Source organism: Aliamphritea hakodatensis (genome assembly GCF_024347195.1).
Taxonomy (GTDB): domain Bacteria; phylum Pseudomonadota; class Gammaproteobacteria; order Pseudomonadales; family Balneatricaceae; genus Amphritea; species Amphritea hakodatensis.
This window is the reverse complement of the sequence record NZ_AP025281.1, coordinates 3395054-3411757: the sequence shown is the minus strand read 5'-3', so window position 1 is coordinate 3411757 and position 16704 is coordinate 3395054. Positions and strand designations below refer to the sequence as shown.

The following is a 16704-nucleotide window of genomic DNA, read 5'->3' as shown; positions in this document are numbered from 1 at the left end:
GACAGGAGGTCTTTGTATGATTACCGGTTACACCCAGTTAGTTGCGATATTAGCTGATCCCATACATCAGGTAAGAACCCCGGAGTTTATTAATGCGATTTATGCGCAGCAGGGGGACGATATTCTGATGGTTCCGGTGCATGTTGGAGCGGAATCTTTAGAGCAGCTGTGGGGGGCTCTGAAAGTGATTCATAACTTCAGGGGAATGGTAGTGACGGTGCCGCATAAAGGGGTTGCTGCATCCTTATGCGACGAAGTGAGTGAACTGGCCAGCGTGGTAGGGGCTGTCAATGTTATACGCAAAGATAAGGATGGCCGCTTTGTCGGAGACATTCTGGATGGTGAGGGGTTTTACGCTGGCTTACTTGGGCAGGGTATTGATCCGTCAGGATCAGCAGTACTGATGGTCGGTGCCGGAGGGGCCGGAAGAGCGATTGCTTATGCCCTGGCGAAGCATGGGGTAAGCCGCCTGACGATCACTAACCGCACTGTGGAGAAAGCGACTGATCTGGCGAAAAAGTTAGCGAAGCTGTTTCCCACATTGCGGGTAACAGGAACAGACATTCCCGAAGGTAAGTTTGACTTGATTATAAATACTACTTCACTGGGAATGCATGAGAGTGATCCGCTACCGGTCGATGAGTCTTTGATCACCGCTGACACGATTATCGCAGATATTATTATGAAACCCAGATTTACCCGGCTTTTGAAAACCGCCAGAAATAAGGGCTGTAAAGTGTATCTGGGGGAAAGCATGCTGGAAGCTCAAAGCCATAAAATGGCTGCATTTATGAAAATGGGAAATTGATTTTTATACCGTTTCGACGGTGATGTTATTCCTGTTGCCGGGCAGACCGGATATGTAAACCGGTAAACGTTTGTGATGAACAGTCCTGCCCGGCACAGGCAAATACAGGCAAACACAGGGAGCGTGTTATGTATGACAGATTTGGTCTGCTGATTAATGGCGAATGGCGGGGAAGTTCTGACCAAAGTACCAGAACAGTGGTAAACCCGGCGACGGAAGCAATAATCGGCTCAGTTCCTATGGCCACTGAAAAGGATGCTGAAGCGGCTCTGATATCTGCGCAACAGGCTTTTGAAGGCTGGCGAAATGAAGATCCCCGGGTAAGGTCGGAAAAGCTGCGCAAGGTGTCCGGAATCTTGTGCCAAAGGGCTGAAGAGATAGCCGGTATATTGTCCAGCGAGACCGGTAAACCGTTACCGGAATCCCTGGCGGAGGTGCAGGCTGCGGCGGAGCAGTTTGAATGGTACGCAGATGAAACCAGGCGGGTGTATGGTCAGATCATAGAAGCCGGAAACCGACAAACCCGTATGCAAGTGATTTATGAGCCTGTGGGAGTTGTTGCTGCTTTTTCAGCATGGAATTTCCCGTTATTGCTGCCGGCGCGAAAAATAGCCGCAGCGCTTGCCGCAGGCTGCACCGTAATCATAAAGCCCGCCAGTGAAGCTCCGGGGTCATGTATGGCGTTATTGCAGGCATGTACCGATGCTGCAATTAACCGGGGCGCTATCAATTTACTTACGGGGAATTCCGATTTTCTGTCCCGTATCCTGATTAACTCGCCGGTGATACGTAAAATATCCTTAACCGGATCAGCCCGGGTCGGGAAATGCCTGCTTCATCTGGCCGCAGACCGTATTACAAAAGTATCTCTTGAGCTGGGAGGGCATACGCCGGCTATTGTATTCCGAGATGCCAATCCAGTTCTGGCAGCCCGCCAACTGGCCGCTTCCAAGTTCAGAAACTGTGGACAGGTGTGTGTTTCACCAAGTCGTTTTTTTGTACATGAATCGTTGTATCAGGTTTTTACCGATGAGTTTGTTCGGTGCGTAAATCAGCTCAGGCTGGGGAACGGGATAGACAGGGATGTGACCATGGGACCACTGATTTCTTCAGGTGCCCTGGATACTGCCCTGGCGCTGATTGAGGATGCTGTTGCCGGAGGCGCAAATATTCTGGCAGGGGGACGCAGGGCCGCGGAATATCCGCAAGGCTTTTTTCTGCAGCCGACCGTGTTAGGAAACGTATCTGATAAGACCCGGATTATGTCCGAGGAACCTTTTGCTCCTATTGCTCCCATAACGACCTTCTCTGATTATGATGAGGTTCTTACCCGGGCTAACCGGCTGCCCTATGGGCTGGCAGCCTATCTGTTTACAGATCAGTTAACGACAGCTGTCAGGGCTTCTTCTGATATAGAGGCCGGAATGGTGGGCATTAATGACGTTTCACTGGCTTCGGCGGAAATGCCATTCGGTGGCATTAAAGAGAGTGGCTTTGGCCGGGAAGGGGGGAGTCTGGGAATACATGAATATCTCCATGCCAAGTTTATTAAGACCCGCCTGATGTAAATTCCGTTTGTGAATACAGAGCCAGTAGCAACCAAAGGCTGCTGTCCTGATGAGTCAGTTGAATGCAGTTATTCAGATGAAGCGCTTTTTAGATGCTTTGGAGACGGGCAGAAGTGCGTTTTTCAGGTTTTCAGGATGAATCCCTGATAAGTGAGGTGTACATGGAGTGTTTTGATTATGTAGTTGTGGGTGGTGGAACGGCAGGGTGTATTCTTGCTAACCGGCTAAGTGCGTCAGGGAAGCACAGGGTGTTGCTGTTAGAGGCAGGCAGTGAACCACGGAATTTATGGATTTCTGTTCCTGCAGGTTTCAGTAAGCTGTTGACCAACAATAAATACAACTGGTGTTTCAGCACCACGCCTGAAGCGAATACTTACCATCGCAAAATTGCTGTGCCAAGAGGCCGGGGGCTGGGGGGCTCCAGCCTGATTAACGGAATGATTTATGCCTGGGGGCAGCCCGAAGATTATGATGCCTGGGAGTCTGCCGGTGCTTCAGGCTGGGGGTTCAGGGATGTGGAACCGTATTTCAGAAAGATGGAAACATTTATGTCCGGTGGTACCGGACGCGGTCAGCAGGGGCCAATGAACATTGAACGGGTTCATGAACGTTTTCCTGTCTCTTCTGCCTTTATACAGGCAGCCAAAGAGGACGGCCACCCCGTTAACTGTGATTATAATTCAGGCAGTCAAAACGGTTTCGGCTATTACCAGACAACACAGAAAAACGGCCGGCGCTGGAGTGTTGTTGACGGTTACCTTAACCCCGCTCGTCAACGGCAGAACCTGACCGTCTTAACCAGTGCTCAGGTACTTGAGCTGAATTTTCTGGGGACACGGTGTAACGGCGTAACCTATATGAAAAGTAACCGGGCGGTCAGCGTACAGGCCGGTTTAGAAGTGATCATGGCTGCCGGTGCTGTGCAAACGCCTCAGATTCTCGAATTATCCGGTATTGGTGATCCGGAATTATTGACTAAATATAATATTCCCGTAAGGCATGCACTGAGTAATGTGGGGGAAAACTATATTGATCATTTTGCCACCCGTATGAGCTGGCGGGTGAAGAATACTGTAACGCTGAATGAAATGGCGAGGGGCTGGCGGCTTATCAGGGCAGTAGGTGAATATATTTCCCGGCGCACCGGTATCCTGACTCTGGGCACCGGGCTGGTTCATGGTTTTGTTAAAACCTCTCCTGATCTGAAAACACCGGACATACAATATTTCTTTGTGCATGCCAGTTATGCAAATGCTGCCGAAAGAGTATTGGACAGAGAACCGGGGATGACAATCGGGGTGACTCAGTTGCGGCCGCAATCTGTCGGCAGCATTCATATTCAGTCTTCAGATGTTAATGTGGCGCCTTCAATTAAGCCGAACTTTTTGTCTGCTGCGGTGGATCGGCAATGCCTTACTGAAGGGATGAAGATTGCCCGCAGAATCATTAATCAGCCCGCAATGTCAGACTATGTCAGTCATGAAATGTGTCCCGGGAAGCATGTAACCGCGGATCAGGACTGGCTTGAATTTGCCTGCCGTGAAGGGCAGACCATTTATCATCCGGTGGGTACCTGTCGTATGGGCAGTGATGCTGAAGCAGTGGTAGATCCGCAGCTCAGGGTAAATGGGCTTCAGGGATTGCGTATTGCTGATGCGTCGGTGATGCCGCTGATTGTTTCAGGCAACACGCAGGCCGCGGTTATGATGATTGCTGAGAAAGCTGCCGACCTGATTTTGTCAGGGAGCGAATGTTGCTCTGTCTAGCCAACTTATCAGCGTAAAGAGGCCGGTCAGGGATCTGTTGCAGGGCAGACGTTCAGAGCTTGTTGTTATCTTCAGCGCAGATGCACTGAAGATAACGTATTTCCGGGGCTGATCAGTTGAGCTTAAACTGATTGATCATTGCCTGCTGTTGCATCGCCAGATCTGACAGCACTTCACTGCCCCTTGCGCTTTCTTTGGCGTCCTGTAAACCGGACTCTGCGGTGTCGGCAATCTGCTGCACCGACTGAGAGATCTCCATACTGACGGCGGTCTGCTCTTCAGCCGCTGTTGCAATACTGATGGACATCTGACGGACTTCACCCAGCTGGCGGACCATTTCGCTCAGTGAATCACCGGCCTGAACGGTCTGTTCTACGCTGGACTGGGCTTCCTGCCGGCTGCTGTCCATGATGCGGACAGCATCGGTGGCACCGGATTGCAGCTTATCGATCATGCCCTGAATCTCCTGGGTGGAGTTTTGCGTCCGGCTGGCCAGGTTACGCACTTCGTCGGCGACCACGGCAAAGCCGCGGCCCTGTTCACCGGCCCGGGCGGCCTCGATGGCTGCGTTCAGTGCCAGCAGGTTAGTCTGCCCGGCGATTTCTTCAATAACTTCCAGAATCCGGCCAATGTTGAGGCTGTCTTCATTGAGCTGGTTGATGACCCGGCCGGTACGTTCCAGCTCTTCGGCCAGTGCGTTGACCCGCTCTATACTGTGCTGCATCAGTTCCCGGTTGCTGTTCGCCGCCGCATCGATACTGCTGACCTGTTGCTGGGCCAGTTCTGCGCTCTGGGCGACTTCTGAAACCGTGGCCGACATCTGGTGAATGGCAGTGGCAACCTGAGTGGTTTGCATTTGCTGGTCATTCATCATGTTATGGGTGCGGTGGCCAATATCCGAGGCCTGCTGAGCGGAGTGGCTGATCTGGCCTGCTGCTGTGTGGATCTGACGGATGACGTCTTCCTGTTTATCCACCAGTTCATTGACCCAGCGGGACAGCTGACCAAATTCATCGCCGGATGTAACGGCCAGGCGCTGAGTCAGATCACCGTCGGCAATGACCTTAAGAATGTTCATAATACGGCGCATGGCGTTGCGGATATTGCGGCTCACCCAGACAGCGATTGCCACCGCGATCAGAACGGACAACAGGCTGATGACGATATTGGTTGTCTGGCCGAGGTTTACCTGTTGTTCGGCATCCGCGGCGGCTCTGGCGGCCAGAACCTGAGCATCCTGCATCAGCTGTTCCAGTGCCTGGTTGCTGGCGTCGGCACTGTCTGACAGTTGGGCTACCAGGGTTGCCAGTTCTGCATCCAGCTGTACTTTTTGTTTGTGTAGCTGAGTCAGTCCGTCCGCTCCGTTGGCCGCCTGCTCAATCGGCGCGGTGTATTTTTTCAGATCCGGCGCGATAGTGTTGCCGGCATCAATCATTTTTTGCAGCCGGGTGTTCAGGGCCAGCACGCTGTAACCATAGCCTTCAGTGGCAAACGATTCTTCGATCGGCGTAATCTGTTCTTCGAGGGTGGTTTTGAGCAGGGTGTTAAATTCCACTTCAACCGCTTTCAGGTTTTCTTTCAGTTCCCGGCCACTGCTTTTTTCCGCTTCAGAAATGCCAAAGGTAATCAGCAGTTCGATATCGTTAAAAAAGAAATGAATTTCGCTGCGCAGGGCCTGTTCGGCCTGTTCCAGCTGAGTACTCAGCTGCAGGTACTGCTGGTGGCCACTTAATGCCTGTTCAGCGGATGAGAAGTAGATATCGGCTTTGCTGTCCAGTCCGCTGACAGCTTCACTGACAGCAGGGTAGGTTTGAGCAAATAACAGTAACTGTTCCCGCTGTTGCTGATACTGCTGACGCTGCTGTCCAAAATTACTCTGGTACAGCGTCAGCGTTTCTTCATCGGTACTGTCCAGATATTGCAGCATCGATTTATTGGATGACAGCAGGGATACAGCCATCGCTGCACTGCGAACAATAATAGGGGTGATTTCATCGTTGGTGATTTCTACCTGATGGTTAACTTGGCTGAGACCGCGGAAAGATGATCCGCTGATGATCAGCAGTAAAATAACCAGTATGGCAAAACCACCACCAATACGTTGCGTAACGGTTAAGTTCATTATTATTTTAATCCTGTTATGCAAAAAATGAATGTATTAATCGCAGCCTTATCCTTAACCCTACGACTTTAATTACCCTGTTCAATTGCGGAAAATAACTGTTTCCTGATCAGGTAATAAGTGTGTCTGAGTATATAAAGATCGATTTAGGAAAAGAAAAAGATCACATGTCAAAATGGTTAGTCGCTGAAGTAATTGTCATTAAATTCAGGTGTATGTCGTAATTGTTTGATTTTTCTTTAGATATACTTATGTGTGGTTTTAGAAATTATAAATCATTGATGTGTCATGAAAATGCAACACTGGTGGGGTATGTGGGGAATTAGCCGGCCGGCAGGAATAAGATCGGTATTATTTAAATACCGGATGTTACTTTAATTATTGTATGGAATGTATTGTGATTAATTTATATTTTGTAGCGTTTTAATCAGGCTGTAAATAACCCGCTGCAAAATATTACAGCGGGTTGTTTGAATTATTCAAATTCAATCCAGGTGGTTTTTAATTCAGTATAATCATCCATCGCATGTAATGATTTATCCCGGCCGTTGCCCGATTCTTTAAAACCGCCAAAAGGAACCGTGATATCGCCGCCGAAATAGTTATTCACGCCCATGGTACCGGTGCGGATGGCAGCGGCTACCTTGTGGGCAGTATTGATGTTGCTGCTCCATACGGCGCCCGCAAGCCCGTACGGGGAGTCATTGGCGATCCGGATGGCATCATCCATGTCCTGGAAAGGAATGGCAGAGACAACCGGTCCGAAGATCTCTTCCCGGGCGATACGCATCTGGTTATGAACATTTTTAAAAATGGTTGGCTGGTGATAGAAGCCGCCATTGCCCAGGTCAACGGCTTTACCGCCGGTGAGCAGTTCAGCACCTTCTTCCAGGCCAATATTGACGTAGCGCTGTACCGTATCCAGTTGCCGCTGGTCGATGAGCGCACCCATCGCGGCAGCAGGATCCAGAGGGTTACCCGGTTGCCAGCTTTCCGTATAGGCTTTTACTTTTTCCAGAAACTCGTCGTACACAGAGGCTTCTACTAAAAGCCGGGTACCGGCGGTGCAGGTTTGGCCTGAATTATAAAAACCGGCAACCGCTGCCATTTGCGCAGCTTTTTCAAGATTGGCATCGGCAAATACGATGTTCGCGCTTTTACCTCCCAGTTCCAGAAAGGTGCGTTTGAGATTGGACTGACCGGCATACTGCATCAGCAGTTTACCTACGGCGGTTGAACCGGTGAAGGTCTGGCCGTCAATGCCCGGGTGCAGGCACAGGTGTTGGCCGAGAACCGGACCGTCACCGGGGAGGACATTGAGCACGCCGTCTGGCAGGCCGGCTTCAGTGGCCAGCTGAGCAATCCGTAATGCGGTTAAAGGTGTCTTCTGATCCGGTTTGAGGATCACTGAGTTGCCGGTTGCCAGCGCCGGTGCCAGTTTCCATGCGGTGGTCGAAAGGGGGAAGTTCCAGGGCACAATCGCCAGTATTACCCCCAGCGGTAAACGGGTTACCAGGGCGAGGGTGTCTTCACCGGTAGGGGCAATCTGTTCATAGACTTTATCAACGGCCTCGGCAGTCCAGCGAACGGTTGTGATTGCGCCGGGGACGTCAACGTTGACTGTATCGGATATAGGCTTTCCGGCATTCAGACATTCCAGTAAGGCCAGTTCTTCACTGTGTTTTTCCAGCAGGTCTGCCCAGCGCAGCAGAATTTTTTTGCGCTCTGCCGGGGCCATTTTTGACCACGGGCCCTGCTCAAAGGTTTGCCGGGCAATGTTGACTGCCAGATCAGCATCTTCCGGGCCGCAGTCGGCTACGTCTCCCAGGCTGAGGTTGTTGGCCGGGTTAATGCAGGCAATGGTTTTGCCCGAAAGCGCAGCAGCATTTTTGCCGTTTATGAAAGCTTGTGAGGGGATCGTCAGGGCTTCAACCCGCTGGTTCCAGTCGGCTAAATTCATCTGTTTACCTTGCACATAAAATTGAATGATGCTTCGGATAATATGTGTTTTGTACAGATAAGATATACCCCGGGCGGGGTAGGTCAGCTGTTTTCCAGCTTCTCCAGCTCTTCCATGTATGCATCCAGAATCAGGTTAGGGCGTGCCCCTTTACGGGTGATCGCAGAAAACTCGGTATAAAAGAAACGGCTTTGGGGCTGAATGCTGCGCATCCGTTTTTCCCGCACCCAGCGGGCAGCAAAGTGGGTGGGCAGAAAACCCAGGTATTCACCGCTGAGGATCAGAAAGGCGATGCCTTCGCGGTCGGTGGAGCTGGCACTGGTCTGTAAATCCGTATGCTGTTTTCTGGCGTCAGCGCTTTGCGGATAGGCAGGGATAACCGTATTGGCTTCTGCCAACTGCTGTGGGGTGATCTGCCAGTCTTTCATTTCATAGAGAGGGTGTTCGTCGCTGCAGTAAAGTAATGACTGTTCATTGTACAGCGGGGTGTAATTCAGCCCGGTCAGAGTACGGATATCCGGTACGACCCCGACATGGAGGCGGCCTTCCAGTACCGCTGATTCAATCTTATTAGGGGGGATCATCCGGATATTGATGACCACCTCCGGCCCCCGCTGTTTGAGTTTTGCCAGTGCCCGGGTGATGCGCATCTGGGGCACGGTTACCATGTTATCGGTAATGCCGATGTTCAGCTCGCCTTTGAGCTCCGTATTGATGGCATTTATCTGTGACCGGAAGGTTTCCAGATTACTGAGTAGCTGCAGGCTCGCCTGATATACCTGTTCACCCTGTTCTGTTACCGAGAAGCCGGAGCGGCCCCGCTGGCAGAGTTTCATATTCAGCAGGCTTTCCAGCTCATTCATTGCCAGGCTGATGGCCGGCCGGCTGATGTTCAGTTCAACTTCTGCTGCCGCAAATCCGCCGTTTTCAATCACGGCTTTGTAAATGCGCAGTAAACGAATGTGGGCGTCGCCAATTTGTCTTGGCAGGCGTGAAACGGTCTGGCTCATGGTAAGGCTCTGGCTTGTGTCTGGAAGGGTTCTCTTAATAGATAACCAATAGCTTATCTTAAGTTTATAAATTATGAATTTAATAAACTAACACCATCGCCATAATGAAGTCATCACTATTTGAGATGTTTTCTACCGGAGTGTTGTATGACCAACAATAACGATAAGTTTGCAGGACTCTCTCAGGCGCAGCTGGATGCGTACTGGATGCCGTACTCTGCCAACCGTCAGTTTAAAAAAGATCCGCGGATGATCGTGTCTGCGGAAGGCCGCTATTACACCTCTGCGGATGGCCGGCAGATTCTGGACGGTTTGTCAGGTCTGTGGACCTGCGGTGCCGGACACTGTCACCCAAAAATTACTGAAGCGGTCAGCAAGCAGCTGGGCGAAATCGACTATTCACCTGCGTTCCAGTTCGGTTATCCGAAAGCGTTTCAGCTGGCGCACAAAGTCACTGAGCTGATGCCGGATGGCCTGAACCGTGTATTTTTCACCGATTCAGGTTCAGAGTCTGTTGAAACCGCACTGAAAATTGCCCGTGCTTACTGGCGTAAAAAAGGCATGGCCAGCAAGACCCGTTTCATCGGCCGTTCCAAGGGGTACCACGGGGTAAACTTTGGCGGTATCAGTGTGGGCGGTATTGTGGGTAACCGGGTACTCTATGGTCAGGGGATTGAGGCCGCTCACATTCCTCATACCATGCTGGCCGAAAACCGCTTTGTAAAAGGTATGCCGGAAGAGGGTGCGTTCCTCGCGGAAGATCTGGAAGCACAGATCGCCATTCACGATGCTTCGAATATCGCCGCGGTGATTGTTGAACCCCTGGCAGGTTCTGCCGGGGTTATTCCACCACCAAAGGGTTACCTGCAGAAGCTGCGCGAAATCTGTGACAAGCACAATATCCTGCTGATCTTTGATGAAGTTATTACCGGGTTTGGCCGGATGGGTTCCTACACCGGTGCTGAAGAGTTTGGTGTAACCCCGGACATGCTGACCGTTGCTAAACAGCTGACCAACGGTGTTGTGCCGATGGGTGCAGTGGTTGCCAAGCAGGAAATTTACGATACATTTATGGCTGAAGGCGGTAAGGAGCATATGCTTGAGCTGCCTCACGGTTATACCTATTCAGGCCATCCGGTTGCCTGTGCCGCCGGTCTGGCTGCACTGGATCTGCTGGTTGAAGAACAACTGGTTGACCGGGTTCAGGCAGCAGCACCGCAGTTCCAGGAGCTGTTGCACGGCCTGAAGGGTGCAAAATATGTTACGGATATCCGTAACTACGGTCTGGCCGGTGCGATTACCATTGAGTCTGCACCGGGCGATCCGGCACTGCGTCCGTTTGAAGTGATGCTCAAGTGCTGGGAGAAGGGCTTCTACGTACGTGCCGGCGGCGACACTATTCAGCTGGGTCTGCCGTTTACCACTGAAGTTCAGGAAATGGATGACATCATCAATGCTCTGGGTGATTCCCTGGCAGAGCTGGACTGATACAGATAATAAAGGGTCTGCGGCGGTGAGACTGCGGCAGGCCAGTGCATAATTGAAATACAGAATTTAGGAGTCAGTAATGACAATCGTTGGACATCTGATTAACGGTGAAGTACGCACCGATGCTGCGCGCACGCAGGACGTTTTTAACCCGGCCACTGGCCTGGCGACCAAGCAGGTTGCACTGGCAGCTAAAGAGACCGTTGAAGAAGCGATTGCCGCTGCACAGGCTGCTTACCCGGCATGGCGCAACACGCCAACCGGTAAGCGTGCCCAGGTTATGTACCGTTTTAAGGCACTGCTGGAACAGCATGCAGACAAAATCTGCGAAATGATCGGCGATGAACACGGTAAAATTTCTCACGATGCTGCCGGTGAACTGCAGCGCGGTATTGAAAACGTTGAATACGCCTGCGGCGTTGCTGAACTGCTGAAAGGCGAGCACAGCCGCAACGTTGGCCCGGGCATTGATTCCTGGAGCGAGTTTCAGCCATTAGGTGTGGTTACCGGTATTACGCCGTTTAACTTCCCGGCGATGGTGCCACTGTGGATGTACCCGATGGCGATTGCCTGCGGTAACACTTTCGTACTGAAGCCATCTGAGCGTGATCCAAGCTCTACTCTGTTCATTGCACAGCTGCTGCAGGAAGCCGGTTTACCGGACGGTGTTATGAACGTTGTTAACGGTGATAAAGAAGCGGTTGACGTTTTGCTGTCAGATGAGCGTATCAAGGCGGTAAGCTTTGTCGGTTCAACGCCGATTGCTGAATACATTTACAGCACGGCAAATGCTAACGGTAAGCGTTGTCAGGCGCTGGGCGGTGCTAAGAACCACGCCATCGTTATGCCGGATGCGGATATGGACAATGCGGTTAACCAACTGCTGGGGGCTGCTTTCGGTTCTTCCGGTGAGCGTTGCATGGCACTGTCAGTTGCCGTTGCGGTAGGCGATGCTGCGGCAGATGCACTGGTTGCGAAAATGCAGGAAGCGATGAAGCCGCTGAAAGTTGGTGCAGCGACTGACAGCAGCAATGATTTTGGCCCGGTAATTACCCGTCAGCATCAACAGAAAGTGGTTGGCTACATCGACAGTGCTGAGCAGGACGGTGCAACGGTGGTTGTGGATGGCCGTGATCCGCAGGTTGAAGGCTTTGAAGACGGTTTCTTCGTCGGCGCAACCCTGATCGACGGTGTAACCTCTGAAATGACCAGCTACCAGGAAGAAATCTTCGGGCCGGTTCTGCAGGTTGTTCGTGTCGACAGCATGGAAGCCGCTATGAAGCTGATCAACGACCACGAATACGGTAACGGTACCTGTATCTTTACCCGTGACGGTGAAGCAGCACGTTACTTCTCTGACAACATTGAAGTGGGCATGGTAGGCATTAACGTACCGCTGCCAGTACCGGTTTCTTATCACAGCTTCGGTGGCTGGAAGCGTTCACTGTTTGGTGACCTGCACGCGTACGGTCCTGATGCGGTGCGATTCTACACCAAGCGTAAGACAATCACTCAGCGCTGGCCTTCCAGCGGTGTCCGTGAAGGTGTGTCTTTCTCCTTCCCGAGCTGATTGCCTGAATAACCGCTTCTGTAAGCCTGTTTGCCAGGCTTACAGGTGAAGCTTAAAACGGTACAGATGCAGGTCTGTGCCGTTTTTTTATGCCCGGAAAACGGGATTAATTTTACGTGATCGTTCAGTTAAACTCTTCCTATCCAGCTTCTGCATGCTAAAATTCATGGCCTTCAGGATTACCTGATCCCGTTATTAACCCGTGGAATGTTTTATGTCTGAATTACCTGCCAGTGAAAACGACAAGCCGAAAAAAGCCCGTCGCCGTTCGGTGATTCGTGAAAATCATGAAGCCCGAATTTTACAGGTAGCGGAAGATCTGTTTGCCCGTAACGGCTTTAATGGCACCGCGGTGGACAGCATTGCTGAAGCGGCGGGCATGTCTAAGCAGAACATGCTGTACTACTTTCCCTCCAAGGAAATTCTCTACCGCCGGGTGTTGCAGCAGATCCTTGATCTCTGGGTCGAGAAGATGGTGTTGTTGCTGGATCAGGATGGTGGCGAGCCGGCTGAAATTCTGGAAGACTATATCCGCCGTAAGGTTGAAATGTCCCGTACCCATCCGAACGGTTCAAAGGTATTTGCTAACGAGATAATCAACGGTGCGCCTTATTTGCGTGAATATCTGCAGGAGAATCTCATCGATTCACTGGAGAAAGATGTTGCGCTGGTCCGTAGTTGGATTGAGGCTGGCAAGATGGACCCTGTGGACCCTTACCACCTGTTTTTTGTCATCTGGGCCTCTACCCAGACCTATGCGGATTTCTCCACGCAGATCTGTCTGGTGATGAAGAAAGATGCGCTGGAGGATACCGATTATCAGGGTGCCAGCGACTTTATTGCGAATGTCATTCTGAAAGGGATCGGACTGCGTTAATCCGTATGATAATGTGCAGAAGAACAGCGCCGGCGGCGCTGTTTTTGTTTCTGTCTGCTGGCAAGCGGAGTTATGACAGTTGTTCCGGCTCGAATGGGAACGGTAAACAGAATTCGCTGCCGGTTGCGGTGTCCAGTATCCGTGTTGCAGTCGGTAATGGTGAATACTTACATAACCCGGTTAGTGCGCATGAAGGTGCATTCTGACTTAGGCCCGGTATCATCGGCATAAAGCGTCACGCCGGATTTCAGGCAGATAGACAGGTTCATATGCGATGCTTCAGTCTCGGCGGGCAGTAAATGCTCAATAACCGTTTTTTCGTCGAGTAATTCCTGTTCGGTTTTGCGCAGCATGCCCCGGCTGTAGTCATTGACGTCGAAACCGGGAACGATCTGGTAACGGCCATAGTTACAGCGCACCGGAAATGAAAAGAAGATACCTTTTTCAATGCCGTAGCTGCCATCACTGAGAATGCCCATGCTGACAATTTCTCCCGGCGCAGTGCCCAGCACCCAGTCATGCATCTGATTGACGATGGCCTGCGCAGCGGAAGCCGCACTGGATAAGCCCCGGGCCTGTATAATTTCCCCACCCCTTTGCTGAACTTTGGGAATGAGCTGCTCCCGGTACCAGTCCTGGTCAATTTGCTGTAGCGCCGGGGTGCCGTGAATCGTGGCGTGATGCAGGTCCGGGTACTGGGTAGGGGAATGATTGCCCCAGATAATAATATTGCGGATATCCAGCGATGAAGCACCGGTCTGGCTGGCCAGAATGCCTTTGGCACGGTTGTGATCCAGCCGCGTCAGGCAGGTAAACTGCGAGGGGCTTAAATCGGGAGCATTGCGGCTGGCGATCAGGGCGTTGGTATTCGCCGGGTTGCCGGTGATCAGCACTTTAACATCCCTGCTGGCGAATTTATTAAGGGCTTTACCCTGACGGGCAAAGATCTCGGCATTTACTTCCAGCAGATCACTGCGTTCCATACCCGGCCCCCGGGGGCGTGCGCCAACCAGCAGTGCATAGTGGCAACCCTTAAAGCCTTCTTCTACCGTGTCGTGCAGGGTGACGGTATGGAGCAACGGGTAGGCACAGTCTTCCAGTTCCATGGCGACACCCCGTAACGCGCCGATGGCTTCCGGAATTTCAATCAGCTGCAGTATGACAGGCTGATCTTTCCCCATCATTTCACCGGCAGCAATTTTGAATAATAAGCTATAAGCGATGGCACCGGCAGCACCTGTAACCGCTATACGAACTGGCCTTCTCATTGTGTCACCTCTGAGTATTCCTGAAGAAAGTAAGTGCTCAGCCTACTACTTTTGTATGAATCTAAGAAGACAGTGCAGAGATGATCTTTTTGCGTAATACGGAATGCATCAGGTAAAGCGTGGGCAATAAATTATGCCAGATGAAACTGCGAATAAGGCATATCTTATTGTTAACAGAGAATTATTAATAATAATTACTTGTCTTTGAGGTCAGGTTTTCTGTAATCAGTTTTTTTGCATTCTGAAACCGTTAACCCTGTGAGAACACAATGTTGTAGCGGTCAGAACAGAGGGCATCAGAATTTTTTCACCAGAATGACCCCGGCAGCAATCAGGAGCACCCCGATTATTCTGGGCAGGGTTATTTCCTGTTGGATGTAGCCGGCGGCTCCGAAGTGATCCAGTAAGAGCGACATCACTATCTGCCCTGCAATGATCAGTGCCAGAAGGGTTGTTGCACCGAGTTTTGGTGCGAAGAATGCCATGCAGGTCACAAAAAATGCGCCCATTAATCCGCCGGTCCAGGCGAGGGCAGGTGCTTCTTTCAGCTGCATAATGCCGGGCCATGGCAAGCGCATCATAAAGAAGATACTCAGCAGGGCCAGCGTACCGACAACGAAAGACAGTCCGGATGCCCAGATAGCATGACCGCTGGCCTTAGCCAGTTGCGAGTTAATACCGGCCTGCAATGGCAGCATTGCGCCGGCCATGAATACCAGAAAAATACTTAACCAGACCATACGGTTATCCTGTGATAAGTTATGCGGGCGTCATTATAGCCCTTCCGTCAGGAAGTTAAATTCTGTTGATTTCAGATAGTGACGGTTGTCGGAAAGAGAATGCTTTTGCTGCTGTATTGGTCACGGTGCGCGGAAGGTTTATTATCATCGCAACGGGAATATGAGGGACTGACATGACGGCTGTGACGGCGCTGAGCCTTGCCCAGGCAACAAAACTTGTTCTGCGGGCGCAGGGGTTGCACAAGCCCTTGGGTAAGGGGGTAAAGGGCACTCTGGAGGCGGTCAGTCGGCTGGGATATGTGCAGATCGATTCAATCTCTGTGATACAGCGTGCTCATCATCACACCTTGTGGAACCGGGTTGTGGGTTATCACCCGGAGCATCTTGATACCCTGATCGCTGACAAGCAGGTGTTTGAGTACTGGTCTCATGCGGCGGCGTATTTGCCAATGCGTGATTACCGCTTCAGTTTACCCCGAAAGCAGGCGATAGCAGCGGGTGATAAGCATTGGTTTAACCGGGACGATCATGGCCGTCTGATGCAGGAAATCAGAGCACGAATAACCGCCGAGGGGCCGTTAATGGCCCGGGACTTTGAGCAACCGCGTAAGGGCACGGCAGGCTGGTGGGACTGGAAACCTGCCAAGCGGGCGCTGGAGCAGCTGTTCATGGAAGGTGAGCTGATGGCTGTTGAACGGCGTGGTTTTCAGAAGGTGTATGATTTAGCCGAACGGGTATTACCTGACGGCTTAGATACTTCAGTACCCAGTGAACGGGAGTATCTGGAATATCTGATCAGACGGTTTCTCAGCGCCAATGCTTTGGCAAAACCTGAGCAGTGCATTTATCTGTTGAAAGGCATGCAAACGCCACTGAAGCAGGCGGTTGCTGAAATGCTTGAAGAAGGCACGTTGGTCAGCGTGGACGTGAGTGGGGAGTCTTATCTGGCGCTGGCAGGTATAGAAGAAGGCTTGCGGCAGCGTTTGCCCGCTGGCCGGATCCGGATCTTATCGCCGTTCGACAATCTGCTGATTCAGCGTAAGCGGATGCAGAGCCTGTTTGGTTTCGGCTATCAGCTAGAATGTTACGTGCCGGAGCCTAAGCGTCAGTATGGGTATTTCGTGTTGCCAATCATGTTCGGCAGCCGCTTTGTTGGCCGGATGGATGTGAAAGCTGAGCGTAAGGCGGGTGAATTGCTCATTAAGCACCTGCACATTGAGCAGCCGCTGTCGGAAAAAATATTACTGGCTTTGCGGGCTGAGCTGCAGGCATTCTGTGAATTTAACCGGATGCAGCACCTGCGGATTGACCGGATCAGTTTTTCCGGCAGAGATGCCGGAACAGAGAAGCAGGTGCGTGACTATCTGTTAGGTTGATAATTGCTGACTGACAAAAAACAATCCAACTTCAACGGGCTTTTAAATCACAAACTGCAGACACAAAAAAGGCGCGTAAAACGCGCCTTTTTTAATCGCAGAGGATGCTATTACTTCTTAGCTTCCATCTGAGCCCTGAACAAATCACCGA

At 51.4% G+C, this 16704-nt stretch carries 12 protein-coding genes; 7 read left to right on the top strand and 5 right to left on the bottom strand.

The window, feature by feature from the left end:
* Positions 1 to 16: 16 nt before the first annotated feature.
* From PCI15_RS15715 to PCI15_RS15705, 3 genes are all read left to right on the top strand, one after another.
* Positions 17 to 808, top strand: a complete 792-nt coding sequence (locus PCI15_RS15715) for a shikimate dehydrogenase family protein (RefSeq protein WP_271270880.1) — start codon at positions 17 to 19, stop codon at positions 806 to 808.
* 128 nt (positions 809 to 936) lie between these two features.
* Complete coding sequence (locus PCI15_RS15710; protein WP_271270879.1) at positions 937 to 2376, top strand: NAD-dependent succinate-semialdehyde dehydrogenase; 1440 nt, start codon at positions 937 to 939, stop codon at positions 2374 to 2376.
* Between the two features lie 92 nt (positions 2377 to 2468).
* Positions 2469 to 4142: a GMC family oxidoreductase gene (locus PCI15_RS15705; protein ID WP_336296711.1), complete on the top strand. Its 1674-nt coding sequence runs from the start codon at positions 2469 to 2471 to the stop codon at positions 4140 to 4142.
* 112 nt (positions 4143 to 4254) lie between these two features.
* Here the strand turns inward: PCI15_RS15705 and PCI15_RS15700 are convergent, their stop codons facing one another.
* The 3 genes from PCI15_RS15700 to PCI15_RS15690 form a co-directional block, all read right to left on the bottom strand.
* The gene (locus PCI15_RS15700) at positions 4255 to 6264 is read right to left on the bottom strand and encodes a methyl-accepting chemotaxis protein (protein WP_271270878.1); all 2010 of its coding nucleotides are present in this window, start codon (positions 6262 to 6264) and stop codon (positions 4255 to 4257) included.
* Between the two features lie 475 nt (positions 6265 to 6739).
* Complete coding sequence (locus tag PCI15_RS15695) at positions 6740 to 8224, bottom strand: aldehyde dehydrogenase (protein WP_271270877.1); 1485 nt, start codon at positions 8222 to 8224, stop codon at positions 6740 to 6742.
* A gap of 83 nt (positions 8225 to 8307) precedes the next feature.
* On the bottom strand, positions 8308 to 9234 hold the full coding sequence (locus tag PCI15_RS15690; protein ID WP_271270876.1) for a LysR family transcriptional regulator: 927 nt from the start codon (positions 9232 to 9234) through the stop codon (positions 8308 to 8310).
* Positions 9235 to 9381: 147 nt separating this feature from the next.
* Between PCI15_RS15690 and aptA the strand changes: the two genes are divergently transcribed.
* From aptA to PCI15_RS15675, 3 genes are all read left to right on the top strand, one after another.
* The gene (gene aptA / locus PCI15_RS15685; protein WP_271270875.1) at positions 9382 to 10722 is read left to right on the top strand and encodes an omega-aminotransferase AptA; all 1341 of its coding nucleotides are present in this window, start codon (positions 9382 to 9384) and stop codon (positions 10720 to 10722) included.
* Positions 10723 to 10801: 79 nt separating this feature from the next.
* Entirely contained in the window at positions 10802 to 12292 is a 1491-nt protein-coding gene (locus tag PCI15_RS15680) for a CoA-acylating methylmalonate-semialdehyde dehydrogenase (protein WP_271270874.1), read from the top strand.
* A 214-nt stretch (positions 12293 to 12506) separates the two neighbouring features.
* A complete protein-coding gene (locus PCI15_RS15675; RefSeq protein WP_271270873.1) occupies positions 12507 to 13169 on the top strand; it encodes a TetR/AcrR family transcriptional regulator in 663 nt (220 codons plus the stop codon).
* A gap of 167 nt (positions 13170 to 13336) precedes the next feature.
* Here PCI15_RS15675 and PCI15_RS15670 read toward each other — a convergent pair whose 3' ends face one another.
* Positions 13337 to 14437, bottom strand: coding sequence for a malate dehydrogenase (locus tag PCI15_RS15670; protein ID WP_271270872.1), 1101 nt, complete (start codon positions 14435 to 14437; stop codon positions 13337 to 13339).
* 296 nt (positions 14438 to 14733) lie between these two features.
* Positions 14734 to 15177 carry a DMT family transporter gene (locus tag PCI15_RS15665; protein ID WP_271270871.1) on the bottom strand — a complete coding sequence of 148 codons (444 nt, stop codon included), beginning with the start codon at positions 15175 to 15177 and terminating at the stop codon, positions 14734 to 14736.
* Positions 15178 to 15350: 173 nt separating this feature from the next.
* Between PCI15_RS15665 and PCI15_RS15660 the strand changes: the two genes are divergently transcribed.
* Positions 15351 to 16553 (top strand): winged helix-turn-helix domain-containing protein, encoded by a 1203-nt coding sequence (locus tag PCI15_RS15660; protein ID WP_271270870.1) that lies wholly within the window; start codon positions 15351 to 15353, stop codon positions 16551 to 16553.
* Positions 16554 to 16704 lie beyond the last annotated feature (151 nt).